At 73.0% G+C, this 14,918-nt stretch carries 12 protein-coding genes; 4 read left to right on the forward strand and 8 right to left on the reverse strand.

Annotated features, from left to right (window positions below; genetic code table 11):
• Positions 1-94 precede the first annotated feature (94 nt).
• Positions 95-1,150, reverse strand: a complete 1,056-nt coding sequence (locus CP977_RS03960) for an iron-siderophore ABC transporter substrate-binding protein (protein WP_062757544.1) — start codon at positions 1,148-1,150, stop codon at positions 95-97.
• Between the two features lie 162 nt (positions 1,151-1,312).
• Entirely contained in the window at positions 1,313-2,665 is a 1,353-nt protein-coding gene (locus CP977_RS03965) for a lysine N(6)-hydroxylase/L-ornithine N(5)-oxygenase family protein (protein ID WP_152369622.1), read from the reverse strand.
• 265 nt (positions 2,666-2,930) lie between these two features.
• On the opposite strand from CP977_RS03965, the gene CP977_RS03970 reads away from it, so the two are divergent.
• Together CP977_RS03970 and CP977_RS03975 are read left to right on the forward strand one after the other, a co-directional pair.
• Entirely contained in the window at positions 2,931-3,878 is a 948-nt protein-coding gene (locus CP977_RS03970) for a methionyl-tRNA formyltransferase (RefSeq protein ID WP_062757549.1), read from the forward strand.
• Between the two features lie 149 nt (positions 3,879-4,027).
• Positions 4,028-4,726: a MarR family winged helix-turn-helix transcriptional regulator gene (locus tag CP977_RS03975; RefSeq protein WP_183953340.1), complete on the forward strand. Its 699-nt coding sequence runs from the start codon at positions 4,028-4,030 to the stop codon at positions 4,724-4,726.
• Between the two features lie 36 nt (positions 4,727-4,762).
• Here CP977_RS03975 and CP977_RS03980 read toward each other — a convergent pair whose 3' ends face one another.
• The 3 genes from CP977_RS03980 to CP977_RS03990 are packed head-to-tail and all read right to left on the reverse strand — an operon-like array spanning position 4,763 to position 8,671.
• Complete coding sequence (locus CP977_RS03980; protein WP_152369623.1) at positions 4,763-6,829, reverse strand: iron ABC transporter permease; 2,067 nt, start codon at positions 6,827-6,829, stop codon at positions 4,763-4,765.
• Positions 6,830-6,833: 4 nt separating this feature from the next.
• Positions 6,834-7,814: an iron-siderophore ABC transporter substrate-binding protein gene (locus CP977_RS03985; protein ID WP_152369624.1), complete on the reverse strand. Its 981-nt coding sequence runs from the start codon at positions 7,812-7,814 to the stop codon at positions 6,834-6,836.
• Positions 7,811-8,671, reverse strand: coding sequence for an ABC transporter ATP-binding protein (locus CP977_RS03990; protein WP_152369625.1), 861 nt, complete (start codon positions 8,669-8,671; stop codon positions 7,811-7,813). The genes CP977_RS03985 and CP977_RS03990 overlap by 4 nt, the downstream gene beginning before the upstream one ends.
• A 150-nt stretch (positions 8,672-8,821) precedes the next feature.
• Between CP977_RS03990 and CP977_RS03995 the strand changes: the two genes are divergently transcribed.
• Positions 8,822-9,580, forward strand: a complete 759-nt coding sequence (locus CP977_RS03995; RefSeq protein ID WP_109186452.1) for a uracil-DNA glycosylase — start codon at positions 8,822-8,824, stop codon at positions 9,578-9,580.
• A gap of 33 nt (positions 9,581-9,613) precedes the next feature.
• Here the strand turns inward: CP977_RS03995 and CP977_RS04000 are convergent, their stop codons facing one another.
• Positions 9,614-11,023 carry an amidase gene (locus CP977_RS04000; protein ID WP_062757566.1) on the reverse strand — a complete coding sequence of 470 codons (1,410 nt, stop codon included), beginning with the start codon at positions 11,021-11,023 and terminating at the stop codon, positions 9,614-9,616.
• A gap of 187 nt (positions 11,024-11,210) precedes the next feature.
• Between CP977_RS04000 and CP977_RS04005 the strand changes: the two genes are divergently transcribed.
• Positions 11,211-11,855 (forward strand): isochorismatase family protein, encoded by a 645-nt coding sequence (locus tag CP977_RS04005; RefSeq protein WP_062757568.1) that lies wholly within the window; start codon positions 11,211-11,213, stop codon positions 11,853-11,855.
• A gap of 43 nt (positions 11,856-11,898) precedes the next feature.
• On the opposite strand, the gene CP977_RS04010 is transcribed toward CP977_RS04005, so the two are convergent.
• Positions 11,899-13,761: an SIP domain-containing protein gene (locus CP977_RS04010; protein WP_152369626.1), complete on the reverse strand. Its 1,863-nt coding sequence runs from the start codon at positions 13,759-13,761 to the stop codon at positions 11,899-11,901.
• Between the two features lie 96 nt (positions 13,762-13,857).
• Positions 13,858-14,916 carry an ABC transporter substrate-binding protein gene (locus CP977_RS04015; protein ID WP_152369627.1) on the reverse strand — a complete coding sequence of 353 codons (1,059 nt, stop codon included), beginning with the start codon at positions 14,914-14,916 and terminating at the stop codon, positions 13,858-13,860.
• Positions 14,917-14,918: the final 2 nt, after the last annotated feature.

Raw genomic sequence — 14,918 nt, forward strand, 5'->3', positions numbered from 1 at the left:
TGGAGCGGGGCGCGGGAGCCCGTGCGCACTCCGCCCGTCCGCCGGCCGGTGGCGGGCGACGGACGGGCGGAGGGGTGCGGAAGGGGGCCGACGGTTACTTGACGGCCGTCAGGAGCGGCTCGATCTCGTCGATCGCGTAGGGGATCGAGAGGACCGTGTTGAAGGAGAAGGCGGCGCCGACGTCCGGGTCCTGGTAGGGCACGAACAGGTCGCGCTTCTCCTGGTTGACCTTCAGCTTCTTGTAGAGCGGCTCGGCCTTGATGCGCTCGTTGGCCTCGGTGCTGGAGGTGACCCAGACGAGGCGGTCGGCCTCCAGCACGTTCAGCTTCTCGGCGCTGAGCTCGGCGACGTTCCAGCCCGGCTTGGCGAGGGCGTCGATCTCGGGCTTCAGCTCGAAGCCGAGCTCGGAGAAGAAGATCGCCTTGGGGTCGGTCTTGGTGAAGGCCGAGTACTTGCCGGCCTCGAAGCTGTCGGCCACGGTCAGGGTCTTGCCCGCCCACTCGGGGTGCTTGTCCCGGACGGCCTTGAAGCGGGCGTCGACGTCGGTGATCAGCTTCTCGGTCTCGGGGGTCCTGCCGAGCGCCTTGCCGATCTGGCGGGTCATGACCTGCCAGGGGGCGCCGTAGTCCGGGTGCTCCTTGGGCTGGGCGACGACCTTGGCGATCTTGGAGAGGGTGTCGTACTGCTCCTTCTTCATGCCCGAGTACTGGGCGACGATCAGGTCCGGCTTGAGCGCCGCGATCTTCTCGATGTTGTACTCGTCGCGCTCGCCGACGATCTGCGGCGGGGTCGAGCCCCACTTGTCCTTGGTCCACGGCCACTTGCCGTACGGCTCCTCCTTGAACCAGTCCACCGAGCCGACCGGCTTGACGCCCAGGGCGAGCACCGCGTCCTGGTCGGAGAGGCCGAGCGTGACGACCTTCTTCGGCTCGGCGTCGATCGTCGTGCTGCCGTACTTGTGCTCGACGGTCACCGGGAAGGCGCCGGCGGACGACGTGCTCGCGCTCGACCCGCCCGACGGCTCGGCCCCCTCGGTCTTCTCCGTGCCGCTCCCACAGGCGGCCAGAGCGAGCGCGGCGGCGACGGCGACGGCCGCGCGGGGGACGTTTCCGGCGAACCGCGCCAGGGCGGGGCGTGTACCAGTGGACACGTGTGTTCCTTTCACGGGGACTTCACGGTGCTGCCGCGCGTCCGGCGCGAGGCGCGGCCGGTGGTGCGCGGCGGTGTGGGGGGTGGAACCAAGGGGGGCCGCCCGGGGCCGTACGGCCGGTGCTCGGCCGACTGCCGACTGCCAGCGGCTAGCGGCCGGCGGCTAGCGGCTCGTGCCGATGCCGCCGGCGATCGGGCGGACCGGGTCGGAGGAGCCTTCCAGTCCCCGTTCGAGGATCGACTCCAGGATCTCGCCGACCCTGATCGCGGTGTTGGAGAGCAGGGACGACGTGATGCCGTGGGTGTGCTCGGTGCCGCCCTGGAGATAGATGCCGCAGCGCAGTGCGGGGACGGTGGCGACGCGGTAGTCGCGCTCGACGCGGACGCGGCCCAGGTCGTCGCGGTGGCAGCGGTCCGCGATGTCGCCGAGGAGGCCGAGGCCGTCGGCCTGCCGGTAGCCGGTGGCGAAGACCACGACGTCGGCGTCGAGGACGGCGTCCTCGCCGGTGACGAGGTTGGCGACGGTGGCGCGGACGCCGTCCGGGTGCTCCTCGACGCCGGTGAGGCGGGACACGTTGACGAAGCGCAGCCGCTCGGTGCCGAGGACCTTCTCCCGGTAGGCCTGCCGGTAGAGGTCGTCGATGAGGTCGATGTCCACCACGGAGTAGTTGGTGTTGCCGTGGTAGTCCATCAGCTTGCGCTTGATGTCGTCGGGCGCCGTGTAGTACTCGTCGACCGCCGCGGGGTCGAAGATGCGGTTGGCGAAGCCGCTGTCGTCGGCGGGGCTGTAGCCGTAGCGCGAGAAGACGGCGCAGATCTCCGCGTCCGGGAAGCGGCGGTGGAGGTAGGCGACGTTCTCGGCGGCGCTCTGGCCGGCGCCGACGACGACGAAGCGGGCGGGGTCGGTGCCCTCCAGGCCGTCGACCCTGGCGAGCAGTTCGGAGTTGTGCCAGACGCGGTCGCCGCGCTCGACGCCCTCGGGCATGAGCGGGCGCAGGCCGGTGCCGACGACGAGGTTGCGGGCCCGGTGGACCACGGTCTCGGTGCCGGAGCGGGCGGTCACGTCCAGGTACTCGATCACGCCGTCGCGGACGACGGGTTCCACGGAGACGACCTCGTGGCCGTAGGAGACCATGTCGTCGACCTTGGCCGCCGCCCACTCGAAGTAGTCGTGGAACTCGACGCGCAGCGGGAAGAGGTTCTTGTGGTTGACGAAGTCGATCAGCCGGCCCCTGCTCTGCAGGTAGCGCAGGAAGGTGTACTCGCTGCTCGGGTTCCGCAGGGTCACCAGGTCCTTGAGGAAGGAGACCTGCATGGTGGCGTCGTCGATGAGCATGCCGCGGTGCCAGCCGAAGCGGGGCTGCCGCTCGAAGAAGTGGGCGGTGACCGCGTCCTCTCTTCCGACGCTCGCGTTGTGCTCGCTGAGCGCGATCGCCATGGCCACGTTGGACGGCCCGAAGCCGATTCCTATGAGGTCGTGGATCGGCGGTGCGTCGTCAGGAAGAGCCTGAGACATGTGACTCCCATCGTGCGGGACAGCCGCCTGTCAGGCGCGCTGTCAGGCGTGGGGAACGGCGGAGCCCGGACACGCCGGCGGCATCGCACCACCGGCCCGAACTTAGGTAAAGCTAACCTGAACCACCGGGACTGTCGACGGGACGAATCGGACATGAGCCAAGTCGGGCCGTTCAACTGGCCGATAAATACGCCTCGTTGCATCCTTAGGTTAGCCTTGCTTTACTTGGGAGTGATCCACCGCTCTCCCGAGGAGGAACTTGCCCATGCGGGTCGTCATGTTCGGCTATCAGACCTGGGGCCATCGCACCCTGCAGGCGCTCCTGGACTCCGAGCACGACGTCGTGACGGTGGTGACCCACCCGAAGAGCGAGCACGCCTACGAGAAGATCTGGAGCGACTCCGTCGCCGACCTGGCCGAGGAGCACGGCGTCCCCGTGGTCATCCGCAACCGGCCCGACGACGAGGAGTTGTTCCAGCTCCTCAAGGAGGCCGACCCGGACGTCATCGTCGCCAACAACTGGCGCACCTGGATCCCGCCGCGCGTCTACACGCTGCCCCGGCACGGCACCCTGAACGTCCACGACTCCCTCCTGCCGAAGTACGCCGGCTTCTCCCCGCTCATCTGGGCCCTGATCAACGGCGAGGCCGAAGTCGGCGTCACCGCCCACATGATGGACGAGGTGCTGGACGCCGGCGACATCGTCCTCCAGCGGGCGGTCGCGGTCGGGCCGAAGGACACGGCCACCGACCTCTTCCACAAGACCGTCGACCTCATCGCCCCGGTCACCGTCGGCGCGCTCGACCTGATCGCCTCGGGGCGGGCGGAGTTCACCCCGCAGGACCGCTCCCTGGCCACCTTCTTCCACAAGCGGGCCGAGGAGGACATCCGGATCGACTGGACCTGGCCCGCCGAGGTCCTGGAGCGCCTGGTCCGCGCCCAGTCCGCGCCGTACCCCAGCGCCTTCACCTTCCACCGGGGCGAGCGGCTCGAAGTCGTCTCCGCCACCGTCTCCGAGGGGCGCTACGGCGGCACCCCGGGGCGGATCTTCTACCGGGAGGGCGAGGGCGTGGTGATCGTCGCCGGCGCCGACGCCCGCACCGGCCGCAACCACGGCCTCGCGATCACCCGCGTCCGGACCGCGGACGGCCGGGAGCTGCCCGCCACGGAGTACTTCACCTCCATGGGGGGCTATCTGACCGCCCGCCCCTGACGAGCGGTCAGCAGGAGCTCCGGCCCGCCCCGGACGGTCCCGGGGCGGGCCGGTACCGTGGGACGACATTGGGTTAGGAACACCCAACCCCCAAGAAAAACAAGGTAGTTGGGGGGCTTCCCACCGCACGTGGACAGCGAGGAACAGCAATGGAGCAACCGGTCTACTCCGGCACCGCACACGGCCCGGACGGCGCGCGGTTCGCCGTCGTCGGCATATCGAACATGCCGACCGACTGGGCGCAGGTGCTCAAGGGCCTCGCGGGCGCCGACCTGACGCTCCTCACCGCCCCGCCCGCCACCGGCGTCGCCGCCACCGCCGCTGTCGCCGGGGCCGCGGCCCCGGAGGCCGGCGCGGACCGCCCGGCGGCCGCGGGACCGCCCTCCATGAGCATGACGCCGCCCAGTGTGCTCGGCCTCAACGCGTACCTGATGTACGCGCTCGGCAAGGCCGCGCGGCGCAGGCTCCAGGACCGGCTGACCGCACGGGGGTTAAGGCTCTGGCACCTCACCGTGCTCGCCCTCCTCTCCGACCTGGGTCCCCAGATGAAGACCGTCCTCGCCGCGCGGCTGGACATGAACGCCAGCGACCTGGTGCGGATCGTCAACGACCTCGTGAAGACGGGGTACGTGGAGTGCGACCGCGACCCCGAGGACCGGCGCCGGGTCGTGGTGCGCCTGACCCCCGACGGCGGCTCCGCCCTGGCCGAACTCGGCGCGGACATCGCCTCGGCGGACGACGAGGTCCTCGCCCCCCTCGACGCGGAGGAGCGCCTGCTCCTCTCCTCACTGCTGCGCCGTGTGCACACCCACCTGGAGGGGGGAACGAGAACGGCCGCGCGCCCCTGACCGGGGCCGCGCGGCCGTCCCGTACCCGAAGGGCCCTCAGCGGCGGCTGCGGACGAGCAGGTACAGGAAGTACGGCGTGCCGATGACGGCCGTCATCATGCCGGCGCCGAGCTGGGCCGGCGCGATCACCGTCCGGCCCACCAGGTCTGCGGCACAGACGAGCGCCGCGCCGAGGAGCACCGCCACCGGCACCACGCGCACGTGCCGTCGGCCCACCAGGGCGCGGGCGGCGTGCGGGGCGACGAGTCCGACGAAGCCGATCGTGCCGGCGGCGGCCACGGCGGTGGCGCTGAGCAGGACGCTCAGCACGAGGAAGCCCAGGCGTCCGCGGCCGAGGTCGAGCCCGAGGAGCCGGGGGGTGTCCTCGTCGAGCGAGACGAGGTCGAGCTCCGCGCGCCGCAGGAAGGCCACGACCAGACCCGCGGTCAGGACCACGGCGAGGGGCAGGGCGTCGGGCAGGGTCCGCCCGTAGGTGGAGCCCGAGAGCCAGGTGAGCGCCTTCGTCGCGTTGAACGGGTCGGTGAGGACGATGAGCAGGCTGATCAGGGCGGCGCTCGCGGTGGCGACGCCGAAGCCGACCAGGACGAGCCGGTTCTGCTGGAACCCGCCGCGCGCGGCGAGGCCGAAGACCAGGACGGAGCCGAGGGCGGCGCCCGCGAACGCGGCGCCGGCCATGCCCCAGGAACCGGCCAGCGGCACCGTGGTGACGAAGAGGACGGCGCCGAGCGCGGCGCTGTGGGAGACGCCGAGGATGCCGGGCTCCGCGAGCGGGTTGCGGGTGACGGCCTGGACGAGCGTGCCGGACAGGGCGAGGGCCGCGCCCGCCAGGAGCGCCGCGACGACCCGGGGCACCCGGGTGTCGAGCACGAAGGAGACGGTCCGGCCGGCCCGGCCCTGGGCCCAGTTCGCGACGTCGCCCAGGAGCAGCTTGGAGTCGCCGAGCAGCACGCCGGCGACGACCGCTCCCACGACCACGGCGACGAGCGCGCCGGTGGTGACGAGGAAGACGGTGCGGCTCCTGATGCGCAGCCGGTCGACCGGCGGGGCGCCGGCGGTGTCCTTGACCCGGGTGGCCATGGCGATCAGGAAGGCGCCGCCGACCAGGCTGGTGACGACGCCGGTGGGCACGGCGACGGCGAGGTCCGCGGGGACGAGGGCGCGCAGCAGCACGTCCGAGCCGAGGACGAGGGCGGCGCCGGTCAGGCCCGCGACCGGCAGGCCCGTGCGGGCGCGGTGGAGCCGCTGGGCCCGGCGCGCGAGGCCGCGGACGAGCGCGGGGGCGCACAGGCCTACGAAGCCGATCGGCCCGGCGAGCGTGACCGCGGCCGCCGAGAGGAGCGCGGCGAGGACGACGGCCGTGACCCGGGTGGTGCGGACGGGGACGCCGAGGCCGCGGGCCGCGTCGTCGCCGAGGGCCAGGGCGTCGACCCGGCGGGCGAGGAGGAGCAGTCCGGCGAGGGCGACGAGGGCGACGGGCGCCATCTGCAGGACGCCGTCGAAGCCGCTCTGCGCGATGCTGCCCTGGTTCCACGTGTAGAGGCCCTCCGTCTCCCTCGGGTAGAGGAGGAGGAGGCCCTCGGCGACGGCGGTGAGGCCGAGGGTGAGGGCGCTTCCGGCGAGGACGAGGCGGACGGTGCCGGCGCCGAGGCCGGAGAGGCCGAGGACGACGGCGGCCGCGGCCAGGCCGCCGGCGAAGGCGATCCCGGAGGTGGCGAAGAGCGGGAGCGAGACGCCGGTGACGGCGGCGAGGCCGAGCGCCAGGTAGGAGCCGGCGTTGACCGCGAGGGTGTCGGGTGAGGCGACGACGTTGCGGCTGACGGCCTGGAGGGCGGAGCCGGCCATGCCGAGGGCGGCGCCGACGAGCAGTCCGGCGACCGCCCTGGGCAGCCGGGAGGCGACGACGACGGACGCGTCGGTGGGGTCTGCCCCGCCGGTGAGCGCCTTCCAGACCTCGGCGGCGCCGACGGCGGCCGTGCCCTGGGTGAGGTCGACGAGGGCGAGGCCCGCGACGAGGAGGACCAGTGCGGCCGTCACCGCGGCCGCGCTCCTCCGGGACGTGACCGTCGTCGGACGGGTGGAGGGTGTGGTTGCGGTGACGGCCATGGTGTTACTTCGTCAGCTCCGTGACGGCGGAGTCGATGTACTGGTTCATCGACGCGGGTCCGCCGAACATCCAGATGCCGTCGGGCAGGCGGTGGACGTTGCCCTTCTTGACGAACGGCAGGGAGGTCCAGACCTTGTCCTTGGTGAGGACGCCGGTGAACGGGGTGCTGCTCGGGTCCTGCTCGTTGGCGATGTAGGCGAAGTGCACGTCGCCGAGCTTGGTGAGGCCCTCGACGTCGGTGGCGCCGAGGCCGTAGGCCGGGTCGCCCTGGACGGTCCAGGCGTTCTTCAGGCCGAGCCTCTCGTTGACGGCGCCGATGAGCGAGCCGCCGGTGTAGGGCCGGATGGAGACCTGGTTGGAGACGAGGTAGCCGTCGGCGAAGGCGTACTTCGCGCCGGCGAGACCGGCGGCGGCGAGCTTCTTCTTGCCGTCCTCGATCTTGGCGTCGAAGTCCTTCTTGAGCTGGTCGGCCTTGGCGGTGGTGCCGGTGGCCTGCGCGATGAGGTCGAGGTTCTTCGTCATCTGCCCGATCGGGTCGGTCCCGTCGGCGGCCTTGAGCTCCAGGACGGGCGCCACCGCGCGCAGCTGCTTCACGACGGCCGGCTTCAGGTCGTTGGTGGCGACGATGAGGTCGGGCGCGAGGCCGGCGACGGTCTCCACGCTCGGCTCGCCGCGGGTGCCGATGTCCTTGGCGTCGTTCTTCAGCGGGGCGGCGGTGTCCCAGGCCTTGTAGCCCTTGACGTCCGCGACGCCGACGGGGTCGACGCCGAGGGAGATCAGGCTCTCGACGACGTTCCACTCGGTGCCGACGACCTTCTCGGCCGGGCCGTCGAGGACGACTTCGGTGCCGGTGGAGTCGGTGAGGGTGATGCTCTCGGCGGTCTTCTCCGCCTTCTTGTCCGCGGCGGGCTCGGTGGTGCCGCAGGCGGTCAGGGCGAGGGCCGCGGCGGTGGCGGCGGCCGCGGTGAGGAGGAGGCGTCTCATGAGGGGGTCGTGAGCCTTTCGCTTCGCGTGTGGTGCCGGCCGATGGCGCGGGTGCGCAGCCGGCCGGTCAGGGGGTCGGTGTCGACTTCGATGCGGATGCCGTACGTGTCGGTCAGCCGCTCCCCCGTCAGGACGTCCCGGGGGGAGCCGTCGGCGACGACCCGGCCCGAGTGGAGGAGCACGACCCGGTCGGCGACGGCGGCCGCCTGGTCGAGGTCGTGCAGGACGGCTCCGACGGCGATGCCGTGGTCGTCCGCCAGGTCGCGGACGAGGTCCAGGAGTTCGACCTGGTAGCGCAGGTCGAGGTAGGTGGTGGGTTCGTCGAGGAGGAGGACGCCGGTCTCCTGGGCGAGGCAGCTCGCGAGCCAGACGCGCTGGAGCTGTCCGCCGGAGAGGTGCTCGGCGCCCCGGTCGGCGAACCCGGCGACGCCGGTCAGGGCGAGGGCGCGGTCCACGGCGGCGCGGCCGTCCGGGTCGGTCTTGCCCCAGCGGCCCCGGTAGGGGTAGCGGCCGAACTCGACCACGTCCCGCACGGTCAGGCCGCCGGGGGTGGGGCGGCCCTGGGTGAGGAGGGCGACGTGGCGCGAGAAGTCGCGGAGGGAGAGCGCGAGGCCGTCGGTGTGCCCGTCGATGACGAGCGTGGCGGTCCGGGGCTTCTGGAGCCGCGAGATCGTCCGCAGGAGCGTCGACTTCCCGCTGCCGTTCGGGCCGACGAGGACGGTGACCTCGCCGGGGCGCAGGGTCAGCGCCGCGTCGTGGACGACGTCGACGTCCTCGTAGGCCACGGTGACGCCCGTGGCCGACAGTTCATGGCCGCGGGGGACGCCGGCCGCGGATCTCTCTTCTCCAGCTCGCACAGCCGTAGGTTAGCCTAACCTAAGTGTTAGGCGAAACGGGGGTTGCCTCCGCGTGCACAAGAAGAGAATCCGCCAATCCGTCGGCCATCGGCGCACGGCGGGTAGGGGGTCCGGAGAGGAACTTCCCCTTCCGGACGGAGCGGATCGACCGTGTGCACTGCCGAGGACCATCCCGCACGGGCCGCCGCCCGGGCGCGCACCACCGCCGGTCTCGACGCGCGGCTCGTGCGGTGCCGGGCCTGCCCGCGCCTGGTGGCGTGGCGCGAGGAGACCGCCCGCACCGGGCGCGCCGCGTTCCGGGGCCAGGAGTACTGGGGGCGCCCGGTGCCCGGGTTCGGGCCGCCGGACGCCGCGCTGCTGATCAGCGGCCTGGCGCCCGCCGCGCACGGCGGGAACCGGACCGGCCGGATGTTCACCGGGGACCGGGCCGGCGACCTGCTGTACGCGACGCTGTACGAACTCGGCCTGGCCTCGCGGGAGACGGTCACGGGCCGCGACGACGGGCTCGAACTGTACGGGGTGAGGGTGACGGCGCCGGTGCACTGCGCCCCGCCCGACAACCGCCCCACGCCCGGCGAGCGGGACGCCTGCCGCCCCTGGCTGGCCCGCGAGGCGCGGCTGCTGCGCCCGACGCTGCGGTCCGTCGTGGTCCTGGGCGGCTTCGGCTGGCAGGCCGCGCTGCCCGCCCTGGCGGAGGCCGGGTGGCTGGTGCCCCGGCCGCGCCCGAAGTTCGGGCACGGCGTGCGGACGGTCCTGGCGCCGGCCTCCCCCGGGGACCCGCCGCTCACGGTGTTCGGCAGCTACCACGTGAGCCAGCGGAACGTGTTCACCGGCCGGCTGACGCGGGAGATGCTGCGCGAGGTGCTCGCGGAGGCCGCCCGCACGGCGGGCCTCCCCGTGGCGGAGTGACCCGGGCCCGCGGGGCGTCGCGCGTTTGGGACGTCACACGTCCTGGACGCGCCGGAAGGGCCGGTCCGCCTCCAGCTCGAACGCGAGCTCCAGGAGGGTCCGTTCGGCACCGGGGCGCCCCGCGAACATGACGCCGACGGGCAGCCCGTCCTCCGTCGCGCCCACGGGCAGCGAGAGCGACGGCGTGCCCACGACGTTGTCGATCGGCGTGAACGCGACGTACGCGAGGATCCGTTCGACCAGCGCCGGATACGGGACGCTCGGGGCGAGGTGGCCGAGCCGGGGCGCGGGGTGGGCGAGCACCGGGGAGAGGACGAGGTCGAGGCCGCGGAAGGCCGCCGCGTACGCCTCCTTCGTGCGCCGCAGCCTCCGCAGGACGCCGGGGGTGCTCCGCCAGTTCTCCAGGTAGGTCGCGCGCAGGCCCCGGCTGAGGCCGTCCATGCGGCGGCGGTCGAAGTCGGCGCCGAGGGTGCGGCCCGTGGTGCCGAGGAGGAAGGACAGGAAGCCCCAGTAGGTGAGGAAGTCGTCGGTGAAGCGGGGATCGACGGCGATCTCCACCGGTTCCACGGTGTGGCCGAGCCGTTCGAGCCGGGCCGCGGTCTCCGTGACGGCGGCCCGGGTCGCGGCGTCGGAGGTGACGCCGGTCGGCGAGTCGAGGAGGAAGCCGACGCGCAGCCGGCGCTCCGAGGGGCCCTCCACCAGGCCCAGGGGCGGCATCTTCGGGTTGCGCCAGTGCTGCTCGGCGGCGGCGAGGAAGGCGGCGGAGTCGCGCACGGAGCGGCTGACGATCCCGTCGGAGACGATGTCGAGCGGGAGTTGGCGGCCCTGGGCGCTGGGCACGACCCGGCCCCGGCTCGGCTTGAGCCCGACGAGTCCGCAGCAGGCGGCCGGGATCCGGATGGAGCCGCCGCCGTCGTTGGCGTGCGCGATCGGCACCGCTCCGGCGGCCACGAGGGCCGCGCTGCCGCCCGAGGAGCCGCCCGCCGAGTGCCCGGTGTCCCAGGGGTTGCGGACGGGTTCGGCGTCCTCGTACTCGGTGGACGGGCTGAAGCCGAACTCCGGGAGCCTGGTCTTGCCGAGGACGGTGACGCCGCTGCTGAGGAACTGGCGGGTGAAGGCCGCGTGGCGGCGGGCGGGGCGCGGCGTGAAGGCGGCGCTGCCGTGGCCGGTGGGCAGTCCCCGGTAGTCGGTGTTGTCCTTGACGAAGGTCGGCACCCCGGCGAGGAGGCCGGTTCCCGGCCCGGGCTCGGGGTGTTCGGCGTGCGCCTGGACGGCGTGGAGCCGTCCCTCCACGGCCCGTACCCGCTCGGCCGCGTCCCGGGCCGCCTCGGCGGCGCTCACCTCGCCCCGCCGGATCGCCGCCGCGAGGCCCACCGCGTCGTGCTCGCCCAGGGCGTCGTCCCGGAAGGCGTGCACCGTGGTCCGTTCGTCGAAAGTCGTCACCGCTGCCCCAGTCCCGCCGTGTGGTTGGTTGGCCGCCATCATCGCGTACCCACGGGTAACAGGCGAGGGCCGGAGGGGGTTCGGATTCCTTTCGACCACGCCGGAAAAGGAATGGTTAGGTTAGGCTAAGCTAACCGGATTTACGCGCGTTCGGCCCGCGGCCGCCGCGGCAGGGAGGGAAACAGCCATGGGACTGCCGGCCATCGACTCCTACGCCATGCCCGACCGGTCGGCCCTCCCCCGCTCCAACGCCCCGTGGCGCATCGACCCGGGGCGCGCCGCCCTGCTCGTCCACGACATGCAGAACCACTTCGTCGGGCGCTTCCCGGCCCGGCAGCCGCCCGTCGTGGACCTCGTCGGCAACATCGTGGCGCTGCGCGAACTGGCCGGGGCCCTCGGCCTGCCCGTGGTCTTCAGCGCCGAGCCGACCGTGCGGCGCGGGCTCGCCGCCGACGTCCGGTGGCCGGCGATCGACGACGGCCCCGGGGACGCCGCGATCATCGACGCCCTCACCCCGCGCCCCGGCGAGCACCTGCTCCCCAACGCACGGCAGAACGCCTTCCTCCGCAGCCACCTCGGCCGGCTGCTGCGCGAGGAGGGCCGCGACCAGCTCGTCATCTGCGGGGTCTACGCCCACCTCGGGGTGCTGCTGACCGCCGCCGACGCCTTCATGAACGACATACAGCCCTTCGTCGTCGCCGACGCCGTGGCCGACTACTCCGCCGAGGAGCACGAGATGGCCCTGCGCTGGGCCGCGCGCAGCGGTGTGGTCTGCACGACCGACGACCTGCTGCGCGGCCTGCTCCTCGGCAGGAACCGGTCCGACGCGTGACGCGGGTGGCGCCCCCTCGGAAGGGCGCCACCCGCCGGACCTCCTAGGAGGTCGCCCGCTCCAGGGTCCACAGGCGGTGGTCCCAGCCGACGTCGGTGCGGGAGCGCACGGTCAGGCCCGCGCGCGCGGCGAGGGCCTCGATCTCCCCGGCGTCGCGCACCCCGGAGCCGAAGGCGCACTTGAGGCGCAGGTGGTGCAGGACCGCCTCCATGTCCTCGGGGTCGCCGGTCGCGACCTGCTCGACCAGGAGCAGGGTGCCGTCCGGCGCGAGCGAGGCGGCGGCCTCGGAGAGGGTGTGCGCCGCGTCCTCGTCGTCCTGCCACTCCAGCTGACGCGACATCAGCAGGGTGCGGGTGCCGGCCGGTACGGCGCCGGAGCCGGCGACCAGGTCGATCCGGGGCAGCAGCTCCTCGTCGATGATCGCCTCGCGCAGCACCCGGAGCACCGAGGGCATGGCGACGATCCGCGCGCGCAGCTCGGGGAATTCCTTGACCAGGGTCTCCACGACGGTCGCGACCCCGTGGCCGGTGGCGGTCAGTTCGGTGACGGACGGCCAGTCGTGGGCGCGCAGCACGCCGGGGGCGATCCAGCGGGCCTCGTCCTCGACGGCCGCGCGGGCGGTGTCGGCGATCCGGGACTCCCGGGCCATCTCCTCGGTCAGGGTGCGCCCGGCGAGGGTGCGGTAGCCGGCCTTCCCGGTGCGGACGGTGTGCAGCAGACCGGAGAGGGAGGCGTCGAACGCGGCCTCGGCGCCCTCCAGGTGGTACTCCTCCGCCGAGTGGTCGTCCTCGACCAGCTCCTCGCTGATCGGGGTGAGGCTGTAGTTGCCCTCGCCGTCGGTGGCGAGCAGTTCGATCCCGACGAGGTAGTCCAGGAGGGCCCTGAGGGTGGCCGGGTGGGCCCCGGCGCCGCGGGCCAGCTCGGCGGCGTTCCGTACGCCCCGGTCGACCAGGTCGAAGACGCCGAGGGTGACGGCGGTGCGGATGGCGTAGGGGGGCGCGAGGTCGGTCAGTTCGTGGAGGCGCTCGTGCGCGTCGCCCTCGTCCTCCTCCGTCACCGCGGGGGCGTCGGGCAGTGCCTCGGCCGCGGCGGGGACGGCGGGCGCGGTGCGGCGCCAGTACCCCGTGATGTGGGTCTGCTCGCGCGGCACTCCGCGCTCGGTCGCCAGGTGGCGGCGGATGCCCTTGAGGGTGACGGCCTCGCCGGCGACCCAGGCGAAGACGGTGCCGGGCGGCCAGTCGGCGGCGCGGACGGCCTGCTCCAGGAGGTCGGTGGTACCGGCCGGGGCGCCGTTCCGGGAGAGCCAGACGATCTCGGCGTCGGCCTTGGTGGGCAGCTCCTGGCGGTGGCTGTCCTCGCCGATCTCGATGAAGACGCGGGCCTCGGTGCCCTCGGGCATCTCGGCGAGCCAGCGGCCGATGGCGGGCAGGGCGGTCTCGTCGCCGACGACGAGGATCCAGTCGGCGCCCTCGGGGTGGCTGTGGGACATCTTGGGTCCGGCGATCCAGGCGCTGTCGCCCGGGGCGGCGTTCTCGGCCCAGGTGGAGGCGACGCCGCCGTCGTGGCGGACGAAGTCGAAGACGATCTCGCCCTTCTCGGGGTCGTGGCTGACCGGGGTGTAGTCCTTGGCGACGGGCCGCCCGTCGGACCAGTCGAGGCTGCTCACCTGCTGCCGGGGCAGGACGAGGCGGCCGGTCTCGTCGGCGAAGAAGAACTTCACGTGGTCGTCGAAGCCCTCGGTGCGCAGGGCGGGCAGTTCCAGGCCGTCCTTGACGAAGGCGTCGAGCTGGGGCCCGCCGAGGGTGAGGCGGCGCATCCCGGGGGTGAGGTTCTCGGCGCGCAGCACGGTCAGCTCGCGCAGCACGATGGGGAAGGTGACGACCGAGCGGGGGCTGCGGGTGGGCATGGGTGCTGCTCCTTCGTGCGCGGTGCCGGGCGGGCGCCGCGGGACGGACCGGTGGGCCGGGCGGGTGGTGAGGTGCTCCCCGGCGGGGAGCGGGGGTCACTTGCCGGCGACGGCCCCGGCGAGGATCAGCGTCAGCTTCTCGACGATCCAGGGGGCGCTGAGGGCGTCCGGGTAGGCGACGGCGGAGGAGAGGGTGTTCTCCGAGGGGATGACCGCGTAGTGCTTGCCCTTGACGACCTGGAGGGACTGGAAGAGCTTGTTGCTCTCCAGCTCCTTGGCGCCGAGCAGGCCGTTGTCGCCGAAGGGGTACGTCATGAGGAGGACGTCGGCCTCCAGCTCGTCCAGGTTCTCCAGGCTGACGGCGTTCTTGTCGGCCTTGTAGTTCTTGGCCTTGTCCGTCTTCTTGAAGCCGAGCTGCTCGAAGACGCCCGGGTCCTGGTCGGCGTAGGACATGAAGGTGATCTGTTCGGGGTGGACGACCGCGTAGGTGTACGTCTTGCCCTTGAACTCGGGGTGGGCGGCGGCCGCGTCGGCGGTGGCCTTCTCGTTGGCGGCGATGACCTTCTCGGCCTCGGCGGTAAGGCCGAGCGCCTTGGCGGCGGTCTTCAGGCGCTCCTGCCAGGTGAGGGTGTCGGAGTGCGCCTTGTCGGTGAAGGTGACGACCGGGGCGATCGGCGACAGCTTGGCGTAGTCGGTGTCCATCGACCAGGTGTTCATGCCGAGGATGACGTCCGGCGCCTCGGCCGCGATGGCCTCGTAGTCGGTGCCGTCGGTGTCGTCGTACGTCTTGAGCTTGCCGGCGCCGAGCTTGGTGAGGGCGCGCTGCTTGTACTCGGGGACGGGGCCGCCGTCCTCGGCGTCGGGGGTGATGACCGGGACGAGGCCGAGGGCGAGGGCGATGTCGGTGTCGCCGTCGGAGACGGTGGCGACCTTGAGCGGCTTCTTCTCGACCTCCGTCTTGCCCCAGGCGTTGGTGAGCGTGACCGGGAAGGCGGCCTCGGCGGCGCTCGCGCCGGCCGACGGCTTGTCACCGCCGGTCTTCTCGCCCTTGTCGTCCTTGCCGCCGCAGCCGGCGAGCAGGGCGGCGCACGCGGCGGCGGCGATCAGGGTACGGGCGGTGGAGCGCCGTGCGAACGGTCCGGCGAGGCGGTTCATGG

This window comes from Streptomyces cinereoruber, from assembly GCF_009299385.1.
GTDB lineage: Bacteria > Actinomycetota > Actinomycetes > Streptomycetales > Streptomycetaceae > Streptomyces > Streptomyces bikiniensis.